The following is a 17,298-nucleotide window of genomic DNA, read 5'->3' as shown; positions in this document are numbered from 1 at the left end:
CCTCTGGCCTACTTTTGAATTAATACACTGGCGTATCAATCGACTAATATATACATCCTGAATTTTTTTACTCAACCACTCATGTAAGTAGCCAATACTTCTAAACAGGGGCTACAGAAGATTGATGGTTTTTGATTTACCTGAGAATTGAAATCGTGGGAAAAGAAACTAAAAATTTATATTAGAATTTAACACTCATTCTGGCTGATAAGTAGGTTAAATTTTTGCTAACTCCTGTCTGTTTAAGAAAATCACCTGTCCGGAAAAACGTATAAAATCCTTCTATTTGCAGGTGTCGGTTGAATTGCCACTCAGCCTCAACTGATAATTGATTACCAATGTAGGCTGCTTTGCTTCCACTGCTTTCGCGGATAAGTACATAGGGTACACCATACAATCCGTCATGTACACTTTCCCGCCAGAAGAAATCCCAATCAGTGATAAGCTCCAGATTTTTAACTGGCCGTAGTGTAATGGAGGGGTGCACATCAATCAGGTTGGCTGGACCGATAAGAGCTACCTGGCCGAAGTAGGCACCTTTGGGAAATAGTGGATTGAATGTTTGCAAGTCCGGATTTCCCTTGCTGCGGTCTCCGCTGATGATTTCTGTATTCACCTTCAGGGTAGGTGCTAAGGGTAGTTGGGCTAGTTCATAACTCAGTTCCGCTGAAGAAGTCCATGCCCGGATCTCGCCAATGCCGTACCTGCCCAGCTGATACACCCCTTCCAGATTATAATTCAACCGTGTCTCTTTGCTCCATAGCCGGACGCCTGTTGAGTGGCGTAGTTCCCTTGCCTCTCCTTGTTCAAAGCGAGCTCTTTTATCTTCCAAACCCAAATAGTACAAATCGACATGGCTTTGTAAAATTGACGGGAAATCTCGAGTAGTATATACTCCCCAGAAAAGCACATTCTGATCACTGCCATTGTCAAAAACACCTGTTTTGGTCTCTGCAGGCCTGCTTACAAAAGCATCTGCCTGAAACGCATGTGTTTTATAAATCAGTTTACCAGCATCGAAAGACAGGCGGACGTTGGGGCCTTCTCGTACAGTAACCAGTCTGGAGGAACCATAATTCATTTCCTGTCTGCCTATGCGTAAAATAATCTGGCTTTTCTGATAAGGAAGCGTAAGTTCGGCAAAAGCCTGGTGAACATCTAATACATCTTTATCAGGTAAATCCAGCTCACCCGTTTTTCCCTGAACGATGCCACTTTTCAACTGTCCAAAAATGCGGAAGAGTTTTCCAAAGTGCCAGTCGGTGTGCAGCATATACCGCTGCAACAGATAGCCGTCTTTATCATCTGGTGCTTCCCCCCAATCGATGTGGCGTATGTATTCATATTGATAGCGCAACTCTCCCCCAATTGATAAGTAGTTTTTTTTATGCCGGCTCAATGGTATAAACTTAATCGCATCAAAAAACCCTGGTACTCTTGCAGAGTCACTCTTCAGGTAAGAATAATCTTCCTCCCAGCGAATACTTTTGAATTCCATAGCTGTCGCATCAGAGCTTAACTGAGCTATAGCCTGACTATAGCAGGCACTAAGTAATGATAAAAGTACCGGCAATAGATGAACAGGCGGCCTGGCAAAGAAGCCAAATCTGTAACATACATTCATACAGCATACATTAAGTGTTAAAACCTGCGGATGAGACTAACTCCAATTATCAGAAAGACGCTAAGTAGAACAAGTTCAGAAAAGTAATAGAGGCCGCAACCATAAATTATGAATATGAAACTCTATGGGTTACAAACAAGATTAAATAGAGCACAAGCCTACGATAAATTACAAGCCTTTTTTTGCTCCACCATAGCCATTATAATAAGCTGCCGGAGACCAGGTAGGTATCACAGGTAAGGCAGCCGGAGCAAGCGTTTCATATCTTCCAACGCCATACACTATCTTGCCATCCATTACCGTCAGCAACGATTCTATAGACGGAATTTTTGCTTCTTCTACCGTCATAAAATCATGCGAGAGCAGGGCCATATCAGCGTAGTAACCTGGCTTTATTCGTCCTTTTATTCCCTCTTCCCCGGTTAAGCTTGCACTTCCAAGCGTCATAAGACGAAGTGCTTCGAGGCGGTCCAGCCGGTTTTCTAGGGAATACAATTGCATGTCTCCGGCAGTGCGCCCGCTGATAAGCCAATACAAAGCCATCCATGGATTATAGGAAGACACGCGCGTGGCATCTGTACCTAAGGTAAGGGGTATACCCATTTGGAGAATTTTCTTGACAGGAGGTGCAGAAGTAGCTGCCTCTTTACCATAGCGGGCCACAAAGCTTTCCCCTTGATAAGACATACGATTCTGTATGGCTATGCCCCCACCCAGGGCTTTTACTCTTTGCAGGTTCTTTTCCGATATGGTTTCCGCATGATCAAAATACCAGCGAAGGCCATTAAATGGCGTTTGCTTATCAATCTCCTCAAAAACATCCAGGAAACGGCTGATAGATTCATCATAAGTAGCATGCAGGCGGAAAGGCCAGCGGTTCTCTACCAGTAAGCTTACAACCTTTTTCAATTCTGATTCCATGGAATCTTTCAGCACCGGTCTCTCTTGCCTGAAGTTCTCAAAGTCTGCGGCTGCCATCACTAAATTTTCGCCACCTCCTTCCAGAAAATAGTGATGATGTATTTCTTCATCCATGCTATTCTTTTCTTTAGCTAATTCCACCCAGCGCAGATAATCATTGTATTCCGAACCGGCTTTCTGGGCAAATAAATAGAAGGGAATCCGCAGGTTGAGTTCACCTCTTTGAGAGAGGGTATCCGTAGTCGCATAATCATCCGGGAAATTCTGGAATCCGCCGCCTGGATCTACCACACTGGTAATGCCAAAGCGGTTGAGTTCACGTACATATTGCTTGGTGGAGTTGAGCTGTTCTTCAAAGGAGAGCATTGGTGCTTTGGCAATAGTAGAATACAGAATAAAAGCATTAGGAGCGGCAATCAACCGGCCGGTAGGTGTACCACTTTCATCCCGCTCAATAATGCTTCCCGGAGGATTGGGTGTATTTTTATCAATACCTGCTGCTTTTAAGGCGGCTTCGTTCATAAGAGCTTCTCCATACAGATAAAGTACAAGCACTGGCCGGTGAGGGGCTACCTCTCTGATTTCTTTTATGGTTGGCATGCGCTTTTCTTCAAACTGCCTTTCAGACCATCCGCCTACCACTTTTACCCACTGGCCTTCCGGTGTGCGGTCTGCCTGTTCACGAATCATTTGCAGGCCTTGTTTCAAACTCTTTACACCGTCCCAGCGGAGTTCAGTGTTATAAAACCTGCCACCTCTGATTACATGACTGTGTGAGTCGTTAAGCCCCGGAATCAGGGTTTTGCCTTCCCCATCAATGAGTTTTGTGGAGGAGCTTGCATATTTTTCTATTTCCTCATTTGTACCGACAGCTACCACTTTTCCCTCCTTGATCGCCACTGCCTCTGCCATAGGATTTTGCTCATCCAGGGTGATTACTTTGGCATTTCTAATAATCAGGTGCGCTTTTATATCCCTTTCCTTATCCTTCGTTTGTTGAGGTTGGCAAGCGGCCAGAATTAAACTCATGTACAGTAAGATGTTTTTAAAATACAGGCTTATACTCGTTTTCCTGTGAAGAAAGCTTTCTTTCCTGTAAATAAGGTTGAACATTACTATAGAAGATGGATTGATTAATTTTTTCATAGATAGGTAAGTTTAAGGAAGGGGTTGTTAATGTTTGCAGCTATACTTTATTCATTCCCTCTACTACTGGATTTACCTTCATTTGCTTTACTTCCCAGTATTTTGCGTGCGTAAATAACCCCCAAGCCGTAGTTCCCTGTGTGTTGCATGACAATTTGATTTACGCCCTCATAGGTTTCTTTGCGGGCCCAGTCACGTTGCCATTCCAGCATTACCTGCAACCAGTTTACTGGTATGGTACCGGCCTGTAACATCCGTTGTATAGCATTGTCATGAATCTCCTGGCTTACATCTCCGGATGCATCAGTGACAAAGTATACTTCATAGCCTTCATTGAGTGCAGAAAGTGCGACAAATGCCCCACATACCTGTGTCCATAAGCCCGCTAAAACAATCTTTTTACGCCCTGTTTTCCGGATTGCTTCCACCACACGGGGATCTTCCCAGGAGTTCATCGTAGTGCGTTCTATAATGGTATTATTCGGGAAAACATTTTTTATTTCCGGCCAGAGAGCTCCTGCAAATTCTTCAGATACCGTGGTAAGCACGACAGGCACTTTAAATAACTGGGTGGCTTTGGATAATCCGGCCAGGTTATTTCTGAGTGTGGCTACTTCTATGTTTTTTACGGAAAAACCCATTTGAGGCTGATGGTCAATGAGAAGTACCACACAGTTATCTGGGGTAAGCAGCATAGGACTCGGTTTTTGAGCCAATAAGGGCATAGACAGGACAATTGCTAGAAGGATGAGTAGAATGGTTAGTTTTTTCATACTAATGAGGGTTGAAAAGAAAAGTGTTGTGGAAAGATGTGTGAAGAATGATTGTCTCACACACTGTTTCAAGTGTTGTACCAGAGGTGTAAAATAAAGTTAAAAACACCTAAAACAGCTGTAATTCGCTATTAATGAGGTTTATAGTTCTGCATACTCCAGAGCAGGAGATACAAATAGTTAGCACAGACTCCACGGGCTTGGGGATTTATATCATTACCCTCTAAAGTGATGGAGATCGTGCTACATAGAGCTTTCTATGAATTATTAATGCTTCTGGCTTTGATAGAATACACCAATGAAGGTGAACGTTTCTTTGAATTATGTCTACATTTATCCCGTGGAGAAATGAGTATAATAAAACGAATTCAAAAACCCAACCAACATTGAATGCTGCTAGGAGCTTTACGAGTTCACCTACAAGTTGAAAGAACAACAAATTACCTTATCATACATATAAGTCAAACAGATATTAAAAAGCCTCAGCAAAATGAAATCGCCATTCTGCTGATGCATATATCCATCTACTGTATTTGTCCTTTGACTACTTAGGTATATGTAAGGCTTTATCGGAATCTCACAGACCAAGAACTATGAAAAGAGAATTTCGCATTACAGGTGTCAAATTCCGTGTTTTGTGGCCTTTGCCGGTGGTGTGTTCTAATAATACTACCTGTCCGCCTTTAAATTGTCTTTTTTCTCCCAGAGACGTTTCTATTTCAATCTCACCATCGAGCAGCACAATGTACTGGCGCCTGGGAGCGGTATGGAAATCATAGTCATAACAGGGTAATACTTGCCGGAAAATAACAGATTCTACCGGGTGTGCCCCGGACAGAAAACCAATGGTGCCCGACTCTTCCAAAGGAATAGCTACCTGTCCAAAGTGACTTTCCCCCTGCTCATTTGCATATATGCGGGTGATGGTAAGCTCTTTCATGGAAGTGGATAAAAGGCGTTAAAGTATGGGTATAGATTACTACAATGCCGGCAGCTGCATCATGATTTTTTTACGCAAGGGCTCATGCTGCTGTGGCAACATCAGGTTCTGCCCTAGTTGCTCTAATGGCTCATCTACCATAAAGCCCGGATTATCTGTAGCAATCTCAAATAATACACCCCCGGGTTCACGGAAGTATAGGGAATGGAAATAATTACGGTCTATTTGTTGGGTAATATTAAGTCCTTTTCCTTCTATCAGTTGCCTGAACTTTAGCTGGGTAGCATCATCTTTTACCCGGAATGCCACATGGTGAATTGTCCCTCCCGCTACTATGCCATTTCTTTCACCTGGAACTTCTACCAGATCTACAATGGCGGCATTATCCACCGCTTGGGTAGCAAAACGGTATACGTTGCCATGTTGGGCGATCAAGATATATCCAAATATACCGGTAAGTATATCAGCTGTCGATTTTATTTTACCAAGGGTTAAGGTAATGCTGTGAAATCCTCTGGTAGCTACCTCTGCCTTTACTTCTCCATTCTCCCAGGACTTACGACCATCGGGTGTTTTTGAAATAATTAACTCCAACGTCAGCCCATCCGGATCTTGAAAAGTCAAACTTGGTTCACCAAACTTTTCGGAGGGTTTTGTATAGGGCACTTTGTATTTTTCAAAACGGTTGATCCAGAAGTCGAAGCTGCCTTCCGGAACAGAATAGCCGATTTCTGTAGCCATACCTTTGCCAATTCTTCCTTGCTGTACCCCTTCCCAGGGAAAAAACGTAAGAATGGTACCGGCTGAACCTACCTCGTCTCCAAAATAAAAGTGATAGGTAAATGGATCATCAAAATTGACTGTCTTTTTGACAAAGCGTAATCCGAGCACGTTTGTATAAAAATCATAATTGCGTTTGGCATTGCCGGCTATAGCCGTAATATGGTGCAAGCCCAGAATAGTTTCTTCCATAATGTAGTATAGGTTTAAATGAGGAGTGAATACTGTAAGAATACTAGTTACAAGGGTTTTTTTACCCTTGTTTTACTAACTGCACTTCACAGTGAATTTTAATTTCATCGCTTACTACCACACTGCCGGCTTCTGTTACTGCATTCCATGTTAAACCAAATTCTTTGCGGCTAATTTTTCCTTCTACTGTAAATCCGGCCTTGGTTTGCCCGTAAGGATCTTTCACAATGCCTCCAAATTCGACTTGCAAAGTAACAGGTTTGGTAACGGTGCGGATAGTAAGATTTCCATGTAAGCGGTAGTTACCAGAAGCTTTTTCCAACGTAGTACCGGTGTATTCAATCTGGCTATGGTTAGTAGCATCAAAGAAATCAGGGGACTTTAAATGTGTATCCCGCTGTTCATTATTCGTGTTGATAGAATTGATATCTGCTCTGAAAACGATAGAAGAAGCTTTCGTAAAATCCTCTCCTTCGGTTTCCACATCTAAGCTAAACTTACTAAAATAGCCGGTTACCGTAGTGATCATCAGGTGTTTTACTTTAAATTGAATTTCACTGTGGGCAGGATCGATCAGCCATTTAGTAGCAGATTGCGTACCTGAATTTATTTGTTGGATAGTTGTCATCGTAGTAACATTTATAGTACTAAATAATTGGTTTTTTAAAAAGAGGTGGTTTATTTTTAGATGTGTATAAGAGTAGGGATGCTTTAGCAAATATACTTGCAAAGATTAGAATCAGACTTACTCACAACTCAATTACAATCTTGCCAAATAAGTCTTTTACTCGGTTCTTACCTTCCAGGCGTTTATGCGCTTCACTGATTTCTTCCAGGCTGAACACAGAGTCAATTACCGGCTTCACTAAACCTTGTTCTGCCAGTCTGGTAATAGAGTCTAGTTTACCCCGGTTTTGGCGGGTAAATACGAAATGATAGGTTGCATTTTTTCCCCAGGCATGAATCAGATTCTGAGGCGTTGCTATATCTACTATGCTAACAATTCGTCCAAGCTGAGCCAGAATTGTTGGGCTCTCCGCTAAAGTCTGCCCGCCGATAGAGTCAATGATCACATCTACTCCTCTTCCTTGCATTAAGGTGTCTACCGCTGACAAATACTCTTCATTCTGGTAGTCAATCACATAATCGGCACCCAGATTCTTTAAGGCTTGCGTATGGGCACGTTTGCCAGTGGTGTAAACGGTAGCGCCCATTGATTTAGCCAGTTGAATGGCAATGGAGCCTACCCCACCTGCTCCGCCATGTATAAGAACAGTTTCTCCAATACTCAGACGGGCACGGGTTACTAACATCTCCCAGGCTGTGCCTGCAGCCAGTGGTAAACTGGCTGCTTCCGTATAGGTCAGGTTAGCAGGCTTTAAGGAAACAATAGATTCATCTACTGTGTGAAATTCTGCATAACTACCCTGGCCGTGAAATATTTTTGAGCAATAATATACAGCATCTCCCACCTTAAAATCTTTCACAGCAGAACCAATAGCCACTACATCGCCTGCAACGTCCTGCCCTATGATAGCCGGAAGCGGCACCTCCTCAGGATAATCCCCCCGCCGGATCTGATAATCAAGCGGATTAACTGAAGTAGCCCGGACACGTACGAGTACTTCGGTTGGTGTTGGAATGGGCTCATCCACATAAGCTACCCTTAGGACTTCAGGCCCTCCGAACTGACTGATGACAACTGCTTTCATAGACGGTTTTGTTTGATACTAAAATGAAATTTGATTTATGTAATAACTAACTGAAGCCGAAAGGAGCAATTTTCTAAATTCCATAGTGTGCCCAAACCACTACTTGTACCTGCTATTTTACGCTGAAAGGAGAGCCTTACTTTTTACTTGATACTTGTTTTAGATGATATCGAAAATAATGTACTCTATTTCACCGAGGTGAAACTCTGTATGTTCTTTGAGTCCATCCATCTTCTTGTAAAGAGATGAGTTTGTTGTAATTCCTAAAACTTTCTGCTCACCAAACACAAAAGACCAAGAAGCAACACCTACCAGAATAAATCCTATATTGGCCCGTATCAAAGCTCCATGCGCCACATGCGTATAAGCTTTAGTAAGATCAATCCGTTTTAACGTATCAATGTCTGCTTTCACCCCATCTACCCTGGTGGCCTGTAACTCTATTTCAGCCATCATTTGCTGCCTGGGGCTTTCCAACAGATCCCCTTTATCTATATCTTCAAGGTTAGCATTTTCCAGTTTTTCCTTCTGCTCCAGCATCAGCCGTTGAAACTGCTCTTGTTTAAGGCGAATAAGTTCATTGACAATGTCTTTCTTAACAATCATGTCGAGTGCAAATACTGTTTTCATGTTTTTGGGCCTAGTTGATTGTTTAATATAAGACTGGCCATCATCAACTCATCATGATTGATCGTATGTCCTAAGCCTGGGTAGATTTTTTTGATAACATTTGCCCCCATACTTTCCAAAATAACCTGCGATTCCTCTATTCTGCTCTCCGGAACATGTGGATCATGTTCGCTTGACCCTATGAAAATGGGAGTACCTTCAAAATTTCCTTTATAATTTGTCCTTGTTAGACTCTCCCCAATAAGTCCGCCGGTAAAAGCAATAACTCCACCATATCTTTTCGCATGCCGTGCACAAAACTCTAGTGTAAGACAGGCTCCTTGAGAAAATGCAAGGAAATATATTTGTGATGTGCTAAAACGTAGACCCATCAGGTCGTCGAGTAGTTCAGAGACTGCTGAAAGACTCAAAGACAGATTTGGTTCATTTTGATTGACAGGTGCAAGAAAACTATACGGGTACCACGTATTTTGTATTGCCTGTATTGCCAGAAAGGCAAATTCATCAACCGAGGCATTTAGCTCGCTAGATAGCCCGATAAAAGATTTGGCACTGTCGCCTCTTCCATGGACCATAATAAGCACTTTTCTGGCAACAGATAAAGGGTTTCCGGCGTGTTGTACGGGTTGGTTATGAATAATCATGTCTATTTAATTTATATGGAGAAAGGCTCTGTTGTATGATAAATTTACCAAGAGAAAAAGCTGAAATAGGTTAGGTATAGTAAGCTTTTGCTCCATGGCCACAGTTAGCGTATCAGCATATAGTCCATATGCATTTACTAAAGGCCCCCTTCAGTTTATATTTAGTTGAGGAAATAGCAAATAGAATTTCCTCGTCACCGGGGTCATACATTCCCTCGAACCGGTATACAGCATCTACCTGGAAGGCGTCTGGCTCTATATCAATCTGGCGGGTAACACAATGCAAGCTATCGGGTTTAAGATTGAAATCTTCAACATATCCCTTCCCTTGTAGAAAGCTCATCGCTTGTGAAAGTGTCTCCATATTTCCCATTATTGAAAGTATTTGATAATGAATAAATCTGCTTTTAGCAAAGGTGCACTATATGCGTAACTGTAGTAACTTATGGACTAGGGTCTTTAAGCTATTCCTCTTTCACATTGCTACACTTATCACACGATGTTGATAGTTGTTTATCCTAATCCTCATGTTACACTCATGCCAAACTCCAGACCATTTTATTCAAACACACAAAAATGGGAATACAACTATCTGAGGGGGGTATCTGTAGTTATATGCTTTGTATTTTCCTCCACATGAATGGATATTCCATTTACAACCTCCATTCATGTGGAGAAAAGAAATTACTTATTGGGTAAGGCTTTGAGAGCTTATTTACTACTAAATGATCGTGTTGGGCTATTCCTTTACAGAGTAAGGCATGATGCCAACGCTGTATTGGGCTTCTCTATGGGTGGGTGCTGCTGTTCTTGAAATAGTTTTTCAAACAGTTGGGAATACATTTATCGAAGATATCCATTGGGTTGGAGTTTCTGGACGAAACTCCACTGCTTTGGGGATAATCTTGAGTATGTTGATTGCCTGATTTTTAACAAGTTGCTGATATTCAAACAAATACATCAAGAAATTTCATTTGTCTTTTGCCTGGCACTGGTTTTGGCAATAGCACACTGAAATTAGTTTAATAAATAAACCCATGGAAAAAAGAATCATTAATCCCTGGCAATGGCAAGATGAACGCAGCTATGTGCAAGCCGTTGAGGTAACAAATGTAAGGGGCACACTTTACGTGTCAGGGCAGGCCGCTGTGCTACCCAATGGGCAATCCAGTACGGCTGATATGAAAACACAACTGCTTCAGGCCATACAAAATCTGGAACAGGTAATCAGCGAGGCTGGATACGAACACCGGAATATTGTACGCTTGACTGTCTATACCACTTCTACAGCCGAGCTTTGGCCGCACTTTCCTATTCTTGGGGAATGGATAGCAAAACATGGCATCAAGCAAGCACTAACTTTTATGGAAGTAAAAAGCCTTTTTGAAACCTTAACTGTAGAACTGGAAGCCACTGTTGTGAAATAACTACTTGATATTAGGAATACTAAACAAGCAGACAATAAGACTAATTCCGATGAATCATTCAGCCAAACTACCACCCCTGACTTACAGAGGGAATGAGCAAAAGAAAATGACCTTGCATTTGTTTTTACAGATCATGGGAAAGATTCGCTTAAAATCAACGCCCCGCAAAAATCATTGGTGGTACGTTACCCAATATGTGTCTACAAAAGGAATCACAACCGGTTCCATTCCCTACAACGAAGGCATGGATAAATTTGACATTACGATAAATGTACCAGGGCACCAGTTGGAAGTAAGCACCAGCAAAGGGGAATCCGCAAGTTTCCCGTTGTTCAATGGGCTAAGCGTTGCACATTTCTACCGGCAACTTTATGAAATGCTTGAGCGGTTGAACATTTCAATTTCAATTGTAGACAAACCCTATGACTTAAAGATTGAGAAACCTTTTGGCGAGATTACAGAGTACCACCACTACGACAAAGCGTACACCCAAGACTTCTGGCGCACGCTACTTTGGGTAGATGAGGTGTTGAAAGAGTTCAGCGGTCGGTTTTACGGAAAAACCTGTCCTGTCCATTTGTATTGGCATTCTATGGATCTGGCTGTAACCCGGTTCTCCGGCAACAGAGCACCAGCTATGGCCGAGGGAGCAAGACTATCGGACAAAGATGCCTATTCACATGAGTGTATAAGTTTTGGTTTCTGGGGAGGCGATGAAAATATGCCCGAACCCGCGTTCTACTCTTATACCTACCCTTCCCCCAAAGGATTAGACAAAGAGCCTTTAGAGCCCTCCACGGCCCAATGGATTGACAATAGAGGAAGTCCAATGGCTCTATTAACGTACAATAATTTGTTAAAAGCGGTTGACCCACGTTCTGCGCTACTTGATTTTTTAGAATCTGCCTATACCGCCGGAGCTAAAAAAGCCAACTGGGATATTGAGACACTGAAAGTACTGAAACTGGAAGATATATAAAGTTTCAAGCAGATTGAAACTTGAAAATAAGAAGCCTTTTAGTTGTGTTTTATCCCTTTATAAAGAAAGACATAAAAATTAAAAAATTAAAAGAGTAATCCATGGCAAACAAAGAATATTCAGAAGGTGAAGTAACCATTTTATGGCAACCCGAAAAATGCATCCATGCAGGGATATGTGTAAAAACATTACCAAATGTGTACAATCCCAAAGAAAAACCCTGGATAAGGATTGAAAACGCAAGCCCGGAAGAATTGATCAATCAAGTTGCCAAATGCCCATCGGGAGCCTTGAGCATTAAACAGGATCATCAAATGCCGATAAAAATTGAAAGAGAAGACAACGGAAGAAAAGGGCGTTTTGTGATTTATGCCAATGGTGAATTTGCCGGTGAAATGACCTATGTGTGGGCCGGAACATCAAAATTAATCATTGACCATACCGGAGTGGAGGAAAATTTTAGCGGAAAAGGGCTGGGCAGGCAATTGGTCATGAAAGCAGTAGAATATGCCCGTAACAACTCTGTAAAAATCCTACCACTCTGCCCTTTCGCAAAAAAGGTATTTGACAAAGAGGATGGAATTGGGGATGTCCGCGCATAAACACTAATAGGTTATTGCAAGTCCGTGCGTGGCAATATTGGCTCTTTTCACATGGAGCATCATATAGATATATGCCCATTGTTGAGGGTATTTGTGGGATAGTACAATAAAATGGGTGTACGTGTTTTTGATAAAAAATTTAAAACGATGAAAAAGAAGACCAGTTTCTCAACCAAAGGTCAAAGAGTGGATATAGGCGACTTGACCATTAAATGAAGTGATACTCCAACATCAAAGCGGCTTTTTTGTAGGCTCAGTGATTGTGTTTAATTTCTAATAGTGTTTTTCTTACCTAAATGTAAAGTTTAAAACAGCTTCAGTAATACGGCCTGTGCCGTGTAGTAGTTGTCATATACTCAACTTAATCAAACCATGACTAATCACTCACTAGGCTTTCTCTTTGTTCATGGTGCCTGGCACGACCGGCACACTTGGGATTTGATCTTACCCCTGTTGCATGCCCAGGGCTATGTAGCCGAAGCACTCGACTTGCCCGGAGCAGGCGTTAATGCTAAAAACCCAGTCTCTTACGACCAGCGCCCGCTAGACCCAGTGGCCTTTGCCAACGAACCCTCACCCAATGTGGACATCACCCAGGCGCAATTCAATGTGGCGATCAGCAATAAGGTGGTCAGCATGGCAGCCAGGACAAACGGCAAAGTGGTATTGGTAGGGCATTCTAAAGGTGGCCTCGCAATTTCAGCGGTCACCGAAATGGGTTTTGAACAGATTGCAGCCGTTGTATATATCAGTGGGATACTCGTGTCCAATGGGGTTTCGGCACTCACTTACGGCCAAGACCCGAACATGGCTCAAGGAGAGTATTCAGACCTCCTGATGGCAGATCCCGCCGTGGTTGGCGCAGCTCGTATAGACTGGCAATCCACCGATTTTGCTTATTCGTCTCGGTTAAAGGCTGTGTTTTATGACGATGTACATGAGGATACTTACCAGCTGTTTAAGGCGCATCTGCACCCTGACGAACCGATGGATGGTGTATTGCAGCCCTCCCCCATCACGCCGGTGCGATTCGGAACCGTACCACGCCATTACATACGCACCTCAGCCGACCGGGTGTTTCCCCCGGCTGCGCAGGATTATATGATTGCTCGTGTTGATGCCACCATGCCTACAACGACGATTGTGCACAAGATTGACAGTAGCCATTCGCCGTTTGCCTCCCAGCCAATCGCATTGGTAGATATTCTGATAAACATTGCGACTCAGTCATGACTATTAACCAAAGTTATGCAATTGAAAGAAAAAAAATGAATAACAAAGTAGTATTTATCACAGGAACCAACAGTGGATTTAGATGGCTAACCGCTCTGTATTTTTTACCTAAAACTTCATTTTCCACACGTTAAACAAGTAATCTTATGACAACTATTCTTCAGGATGCACCCAACACCCACACCTCCCGTAAAAAGGCAGCTTTCGGCAGGAAAGAGTTCATTAAAGTAGAAAAGAATGTAAAACTGCATGTAACCAACCTGGGAGAAGGCAAACCGGTGGTGCTGATTCATGGCTGGCCACTCAGCAATGCCATGTATGAGTACCAGTACCAGGAGCTTGTGGAGAAAGGCTTTCAGGTGATAGGAATTACGATGAGAGGATTCGGCAAATCTGACAAGCCCTATGGTGCATACAACTATGATGTATTTGCAGACGACATTAAAGTTGTACTCGAAACCTTAGACATTAAAGACGCTACCCTGGGAGGCTTCTCTATGGGTGGCGCCATTGCTACCCATTACGTAGTGCGACATCATGCGGCACATGTGGCCAAACTGGCTTTATTTGGGGCTGCTTCCCCCAAATGGATCAGCGGAGCGGATTATCCGTATGGCTTTAAGGCAGAAGAAGTAAACGGCATGATTGAGCAAAGCAAAACAAACCGGGCCGCTTTATACCAAACCTTTGGCAGTATTTTTACGGCTTCTCCTACCTCTTTGCCTGCAGGATTGGATGTCTGGCTGGGTAATATCAACTGGGAAGCTTCTCCCTATGCCGCTACCCAATGTTTAATTGCTCTCCGCGATGAAGATTTGCGCTCTGAGATAGGCCGGATACAACTACCAGTGGCTATTTTTCATGGTGTACACGATAAGATTGTTCCTTTAGCGATTGGCCAGCAAGCCCTGCAACTGCTAAAGAATGCGTATCTGGTGCGGTTCGAAAACAGTGGACACGGCTTGTTTGTAGAGGAGCGGGAGAAGTTTAATAGGGAATTACTGGCCTTCCTGCAAAAGTAGTAGTGCCCTAAATAGAGAGTACTTGAAACTTCATGTGCATACATACCGCTCCAGCGCACTTTAAGCATGAACCATACGGGCTATACGCCCATCTTCTTACACATTTTAAACCATACAATAATGAACTATCTAAATACTGAAGGTATGATTGCCGGTCTGGCAATCACCTGTATGATAATTGCCGGTGTTACCTTATCTACAAGCTCTGGGAAAGCTCAAACGAATTCTAAGGTTAAAAACATTATCCTGGTCCACGGTGCGTTTATCGATGGCTCTGGTTGGCAGGGCGTGTATGAGATCCTTACCCAAAAGGGCTATAACGTAACGGTAACTCAAAATCCTCTTTCGTCGCTGCAAGCTGATGTGGAAACGTTGAATCGCGCCATTGAGCGCCAGGATGGGCCGGTGATATTGGTAGGGCATTCCTACGGCGGCTCTATCATTACCGAGGGCGGAAACTCCGGTAAAGTAGCCGGATTGGTCTACGTTGCTGCCTTTCAGCCCGATGAGAAAGAGTCGGCCCTGGACCTGGCGAAATCGGCACCTGATCTGTCCAATGGGGGTATCTTACCTCCCGATGCGCACGGTATGCTGTATTACGATAAGGCCAAATTCCACCAGGGCTTTGCTGCCGATTTGAGTAAAAAGCAGGCGGAGTTCATGTGGGCCTCGCAGGGAGCTTTCGCTGCAGGGGCAATAGCTGCTCCTATGAGCAAGGTAGCCTGGAAAACTAAACCCTCCTGGTCGGTAATTGCTACGGAAGACAATGCGATTAATCCCGTACTTCAACGGCGGATGAGCGAGAGGTCGGGAGCAACAGTTACGGAGGTAAAAGCCAGCCATGCGGTATTTATTTCTCAACCCAAAGCAGTGGCACAGGTAATTGAGGCTGCCGCCCAGGGAGCACTTACAGCTAAAAAATAGGTCTGCTCGACCCTGCAAACAGGTAAGAAAATGTAGAGGTACGGGATACAATGTCTGATAGTATTCGCAAGGGAATTTGCCTGTTTACCATGCGCTCAAACCATATATAAAAATGGATCATTACGACAATTTTTCAACGTTTAGCGCCCAGTAATGCACTTAAATAGGCTTGAGCTAGCTATAAATCCGTGAGACTGTCAGTATGTTCAGGACTTATGCTCAGATCCCGCGTTAGCATTGCTTCCCGTAATTATTTGAACAAACTAAAAGAAGACAATCCTATTCAATTATTTCATTTTACAACCTAATACCAAAAAACTTTGACACTGACTGATTTAAAAGCCGACATTGGGCGCTTGAAAGCCGACCTTACTGGTGAAGTACTCACGGTTGAAGATACGCACTTTGAAGGTGCCCGCGCCGTGTGGAACGCGGCCGTAACTGAGCAACCACTCCTGATCGTTCTCCCCAAGAACACCCGGGATGTAGTAAAGACTGTACAGTTTGCCCAACAGCATACCTTACCGCTATCCGTCCGGGGCGGCGGCCACGACTGGGCAGGCCGGGCCATTACCGCCAACGGCATCCTGATCAACCTGCGTCGAATGAGCCAAGTAGAGGTGAATGCCGGACAAAAAACGGCCTTGGTACAGGGAGGCGCCACGGGCATCGAAGTGAGCCGGGCTACGGAAAAGTATAAATTGGTGGCCGTTACTCCTACGCTGGGGGAGGTGGGTTTTACCGGCTGGACCCTGGGCGGAGGCTACGGCCCGCTCAGCCCCTCGCTGGGCCTAGGCGTTGACAATGTGATCAGCGCCGAACTGGTGCTGGCCGACGGCACGATCCGTACGGCCAGTGCGCAAGAAAACCCCGAGTTGTTCTGGGCTATTCGGGGCGGAGGCGGTAACTTCGGCGTAGTGACCTCGCTACAGGTACGCCTGCACGAGGCCAAACCGCTGCTATCCGGGATGATTCTCTTCAGAGAGTCAGATGCACAAGTCGTGCTGCAAAAGCATAATCAACTAATGGCTACGGCCCCAAATGAATTAGCCGTGAGCGCGGGCATGATGTTTGGCCCGGATGGCCAGCCGGTCGTTTTCCTGATGCCTTTCTGGTTTGGTGAGCAGTCAGTCGGTAAGCGGTATCTGGAGCATATGAAGCAGTTTGCCGAGCCAGTGCAGGCGCAGGTGGGTTTAATGACCTACAGTGACATGTTGGATTTCCAGAGTTCGTTTAACCAGCAGGGTCTGCACTGGGTCATTCAAACCCGCTGGCTGCCTTCGCTGGAAGAGGATCAGATCCGGATCCTCATCCAGGCGGTGAATCAAGCCACCTCGCCGCGGTTGTTCATCAACATGCACCATTTCCACGGCGCTCCTACAACCGTGGGCGAAAACGAAACCCCTTTCCCAATGCGCAAACCGCACTACATGGTCGAAATCATTGCCTGGGAGGAGACCAAAGAGGCACATAACAGTCAGCATTATCAGCAGTGGGCCAGCCGGGTATCCGAGAAACTGAAAAACGGGGCTTATCCGGGCGGGTATGCTAACTTGTTAGGACCAGCCGAAACCGAACAGATCAGTCAGGCCTACGGGCAAAATCTGGCCCGGTTGCAACAGGCCAAACGGACCTATGACCCGGGTAAAGTATTTAACGGCATAGCCATTCCTAGCAGGTAGCGCTTTTCCGGCGGATTTAGTGTCACTCCTGATCACTCACCAGCCGGGTGAATTGGAGCCGAACCGT

17 protein-coding genes are annotated in these 17,298 nt (G+C 44.2%); 7 read left to right on the top strand and 10 right to left on the bottom strand.

The window, feature by feature from the left end:
* Window positions 1–181: 181 nt before the first annotated feature.
* The 10 genes from Q0590_RS27015 to Q0590_RS26970 form a co-directional block, all read right to left on the bottom strand.
* The gene (locus tag Q0590_RS27015) at window positions 182–1,624 is read right to left on the bottom strand and encodes an alginate export family protein (protein ID WP_302040758.1); all 1,443 of its coding nucleotides are present in this window, start codon (window positions 1,622–1,624) and stop codon (window positions 182–184) included.
* Window positions 1,625–1,792: 168 nt separating this feature from the next.
* Complete coding sequence (locus tag Q0590_RS27010; RefSeq protein WP_302040757.1) at window positions 1,793–3,691, bottom strand: amidohydrolase; 1,899 nt, start codon at window positions 3,689–3,691, stop codon at window positions 1,793–1,795.
* Window positions 3,692–3,738: 47 nt separating this feature from the next.
* Window positions 3,739–4,464, bottom strand: coding sequence for a hydrolase (locus Q0590_RS27005; RefSeq protein WP_302040756.1), 726 nt, complete (start codon window positions 4,462–4,464; stop codon window positions 3,739–3,741).
* A 577-nt stretch (window positions 4,465–5,041) separates the two neighbouring features.
* The gene (locus Q0590_RS27000) at window positions 5,042–5,404 is read right to left on the bottom strand and encodes a cupin domain-containing protein (protein WP_302040755.1); all 363 of its coding nucleotides are present in this window, start codon (window positions 5,402–5,404) and stop codon (window positions 5,042–5,044) included.
* 39 nt (window positions 5,405–5,443) lie between these two features.
* Entirely contained in the window at window positions 5,444–6,376 is a 933-nt protein-coding gene (locus tag Q0590_RS26995; RefSeq protein WP_302040754.1) for a ring-cleaving dioxygenase, read from the bottom strand.
* Between the two features lie 61 nt (window positions 6,377–6,437).
* Window positions 6,438–7,004 (bottom strand): YceI family protein, encoded by a 567-nt coding sequence (locus tag Q0590_RS26990; protein ID WP_302040753.1) that lies wholly within the window; start codon window positions 7,002–7,004, stop codon window positions 6,438–6,440.
* Window positions 7,005–7,125: 121 nt separating this feature from the next.
* Window positions 7,126–8,088 carry a zinc-dependent alcohol dehydrogenase family protein gene (locus Q0590_RS26985; RefSeq protein WP_302040752.1) on the bottom strand — a complete coding sequence of 321 codons (963 nt, stop codon included), beginning with the start codon at window positions 8,086–8,088 and terminating at the stop codon, window positions 7,126–7,128.
* A gap of 159 nt (window positions 8,089–8,247) precedes the next feature.
* Window positions 8,248–8,718 carry a hypothetical protein gene (locus Q0590_RS26980; protein ID WP_302040751.1) on the bottom strand — a complete coding sequence of 157 codons (471 nt, stop codon included), beginning with the start codon at window positions 8,716–8,718 and terminating at the stop codon, window positions 8,248–8,250.
* On the bottom strand, window positions 8,715–9,362 hold the full coding sequence (locus Q0590_RS26975) for an alpha/beta hydrolase (protein ID WP_302040750.1): 648 nt from the start codon (window positions 9,360–9,362) through the stop codon (window positions 8,715–8,717). The genes Q0590_RS26980 and Q0590_RS26975 overlap by 4 nt, the downstream gene beginning before the upstream one ends.
* A 112-nt stretch (window positions 9,363–9,474) precedes the next feature.
* Window positions 9,475–9,726: a phosphoribosylpyrophosphate synthetase gene (locus tag Q0590_RS26970; RefSeq protein WP_302040749.1), complete on the bottom strand. Its 252-nt coding sequence runs from the start codon at window positions 9,724–9,726 to the stop codon at window positions 9,475–9,477.
* Between the two features lie 673 nt (window positions 9,727–10,399).
* Between Q0590_RS26970 and Q0590_RS26965 the strand changes: the two genes are divergently transcribed.
* From Q0590_RS26965 to Q0590_RS26935, 7 genes are all read left to right on the top strand, one after another.
* The gene (locus Q0590_RS26965; protein WP_302040748.1) at window positions 10,400–10,789 is read left to right on the top strand and encodes a RidA family protein; all 390 of its coding nucleotides are present in this window, start codon (window positions 10,400–10,402) and stop codon (window positions 10,787–10,789) included.
* Window positions 10,790–10,838: 49 nt separating this feature from the next.
* Complete coding sequence (locus tag Q0590_RS26960) at window positions 10,839–11,768, top strand: DUF5996 family protein (protein WP_302040747.1); 930 nt, start codon at window positions 10,839–10,841, stop codon at window positions 11,766–11,768.
* 101 nt (window positions 11,769–11,869) lie between these two features.
* Window positions 11,870–12,370 carry a GNAT family N-acetyltransferase gene (locus tag Q0590_RS26955; protein WP_302040746.1) on the top strand — a complete coding sequence of 167 codons (501 nt, stop codon included), beginning with the start codon at window positions 11,870–11,872 and terminating at the stop codon, window positions 12,368–12,370.
* A gap of 372 nt (window positions 12,371–12,742) precedes the next feature.
* Complete coding sequence (locus tag Q0590_RS26950) at window positions 12,743–13,603, top strand: alpha/beta fold hydrolase (RefSeq protein WP_302040745.1); 861 nt, start codon at window positions 12,743–12,745, stop codon at window positions 13,601–13,603.
* 146 nt (window positions 13,604–13,749) lie between these two features.
* On the top strand, window positions 13,750–14,625 hold the full coding sequence (locus Q0590_RS26945; protein WP_302040744.1) for an alpha/beta fold hydrolase: 876 nt from the start codon (window positions 13,750–13,752) through the stop codon (window positions 14,623–14,625).
* Window positions 14,626–14,745: 120 nt separating this feature from the next.
* Complete coding sequence (locus Q0590_RS26940) at window positions 14,746–15,549, top strand: alpha/beta hydrolase (RefSeq protein ID WP_302040743.1); 804 nt, start codon at window positions 14,746–14,748, stop codon at window positions 15,547–15,549.
* 320 nt (window positions 15,550–15,869) lie between these two features.
* Window positions 15,870–17,231, top strand: coding sequence for an FAD-binding oxidoreductase (locus tag Q0590_RS26935; protein ID WP_302040742.1), 1,362 nt, complete (start codon window positions 15,870–15,872; stop codon window positions 17,229–17,231).
* Window positions 17,232–17,298 lie beyond the last annotated feature (67 nt).

The organism is Rhodocytophaga aerolata (assembly GCF_030503435.1).
Lineage (GTDB): Bacteria > Bacteroidota > Bacteroidia > Cytophagales > 172606-1 > Rhodocytophaga > Rhodocytophaga aerolata.
Note: the sequence above shows the minus strand (reverse complement) of the source record. Positions and strands in the feature narration are given on the sequence as shown.

Bases quoted from the DNA above. Each gene is read 5' to 3' on its own strand.
- Q0590_RS26950 (WP_302040745.1), top strand. From the start codon at position 12,743: ATGACTAATCACTCACTAGGCTTTCTCTTTGTTCATGGTGCCTGGCAC.
- Q0590_RS26995 (WP_302040754.1), bottom strand. From the start codon at position 6,376: ATGGAAGAAACTATTCTGGGCTTGCACCATATTACGGCTATAGCCGGC.
- Q0590_RS26955 (WP_302040746.1), top strand. From the start codon at position 11,870: ATGGCAAACAAAGAATATTCAGAAGGTGAAGTAACCATTTTATGGCAA.
- Q0590_RS26975 (WP_302040750.1), bottom strand. From the start codon at position 9,362: ATGATTATTCATAACCAACCCGTACAACACGCCGGAAACCCTTTATCT.
- Q0590_RS26945 (WP_302040744.1), top strand. From the start codon at position 13,750: ATGACAACTATTCTTCAGGATGCACCCAACACCCACACCTCCCGTAAA.
- Q0590_RS26970 (WP_302040749.1), bottom strand. From the start codon at position 9,726: ATGGAGACACTTTCACAAGCGATGAGCTTTCTACAAGGGAAGGGATAT.
- Q0590_RS26940 (WP_302040743.1), top strand. From the start codon at position 14,746: ATGAACTATCTAAATACTGAAGGTATGATTGCCGGTCTGGCAATCACC.
- Q0590_RS26965 (WP_302040748.1), top strand. From the start codon at position 10,400: ATGGAAAAAAGAATCATTAATCCCTGGCAATGGCAAGATGAACGCAGC.
- Q0590_RS27010 (WP_302040757.1), bottom strand. From the start codon at position 3,691: ATGAAAAAATTAATCAATCCATCTTCTATAGTAATGTTCAACCTTATT.
- Q0590_RS27005 (WP_302040756.1), bottom strand. From the start codon at position 4,464: ATGAAAAAACTAACCATTCTACTCATCCTTCTAGCAATTGTCCTGTCT.
- Q0590_RS26980 (WP_302040751.1), bottom strand. From the start codon at position 8,718: ATGAAAACAGTATTTGCACTCGACATGATTGTTAAGAAAGACATTGTC.
- Q0590_RS26990 (WP_302040753.1), bottom strand. From the start codon at position 7,004: ATGACAACTATCCAACAAATAAATTCAGGTACGCAATCTGCTACTAAA.
- Q0590_RS27015 (WP_302040758.1), bottom strand. From the start codon at position 1,624: ATGAATGTATGTTACAGATTTGGCTTCTTTGCCAGGCCGCCTGTTCAT.
- Q0590_RS26985 (WP_302040752.1), bottom strand. From the start codon at position 8,088: ATGAAAGCAGTTGTCATCAGTCAGTTCGGAGGGCCTGAAGTCCTAAGG.
- Q0590_RS27000 (WP_302040755.1), bottom strand. From the start codon at position 5,404: ATGAAAGAGCTTACCATCACCCGCATATATGCAAATGAGCAGGGGGAA.
- Q0590_RS26960 (WP_302040747.1), top strand. From the start codon at position 10,839: ATGAATCATTCAGCCAAACTACCACCCCTGACTTACAGAGGGAATGAG.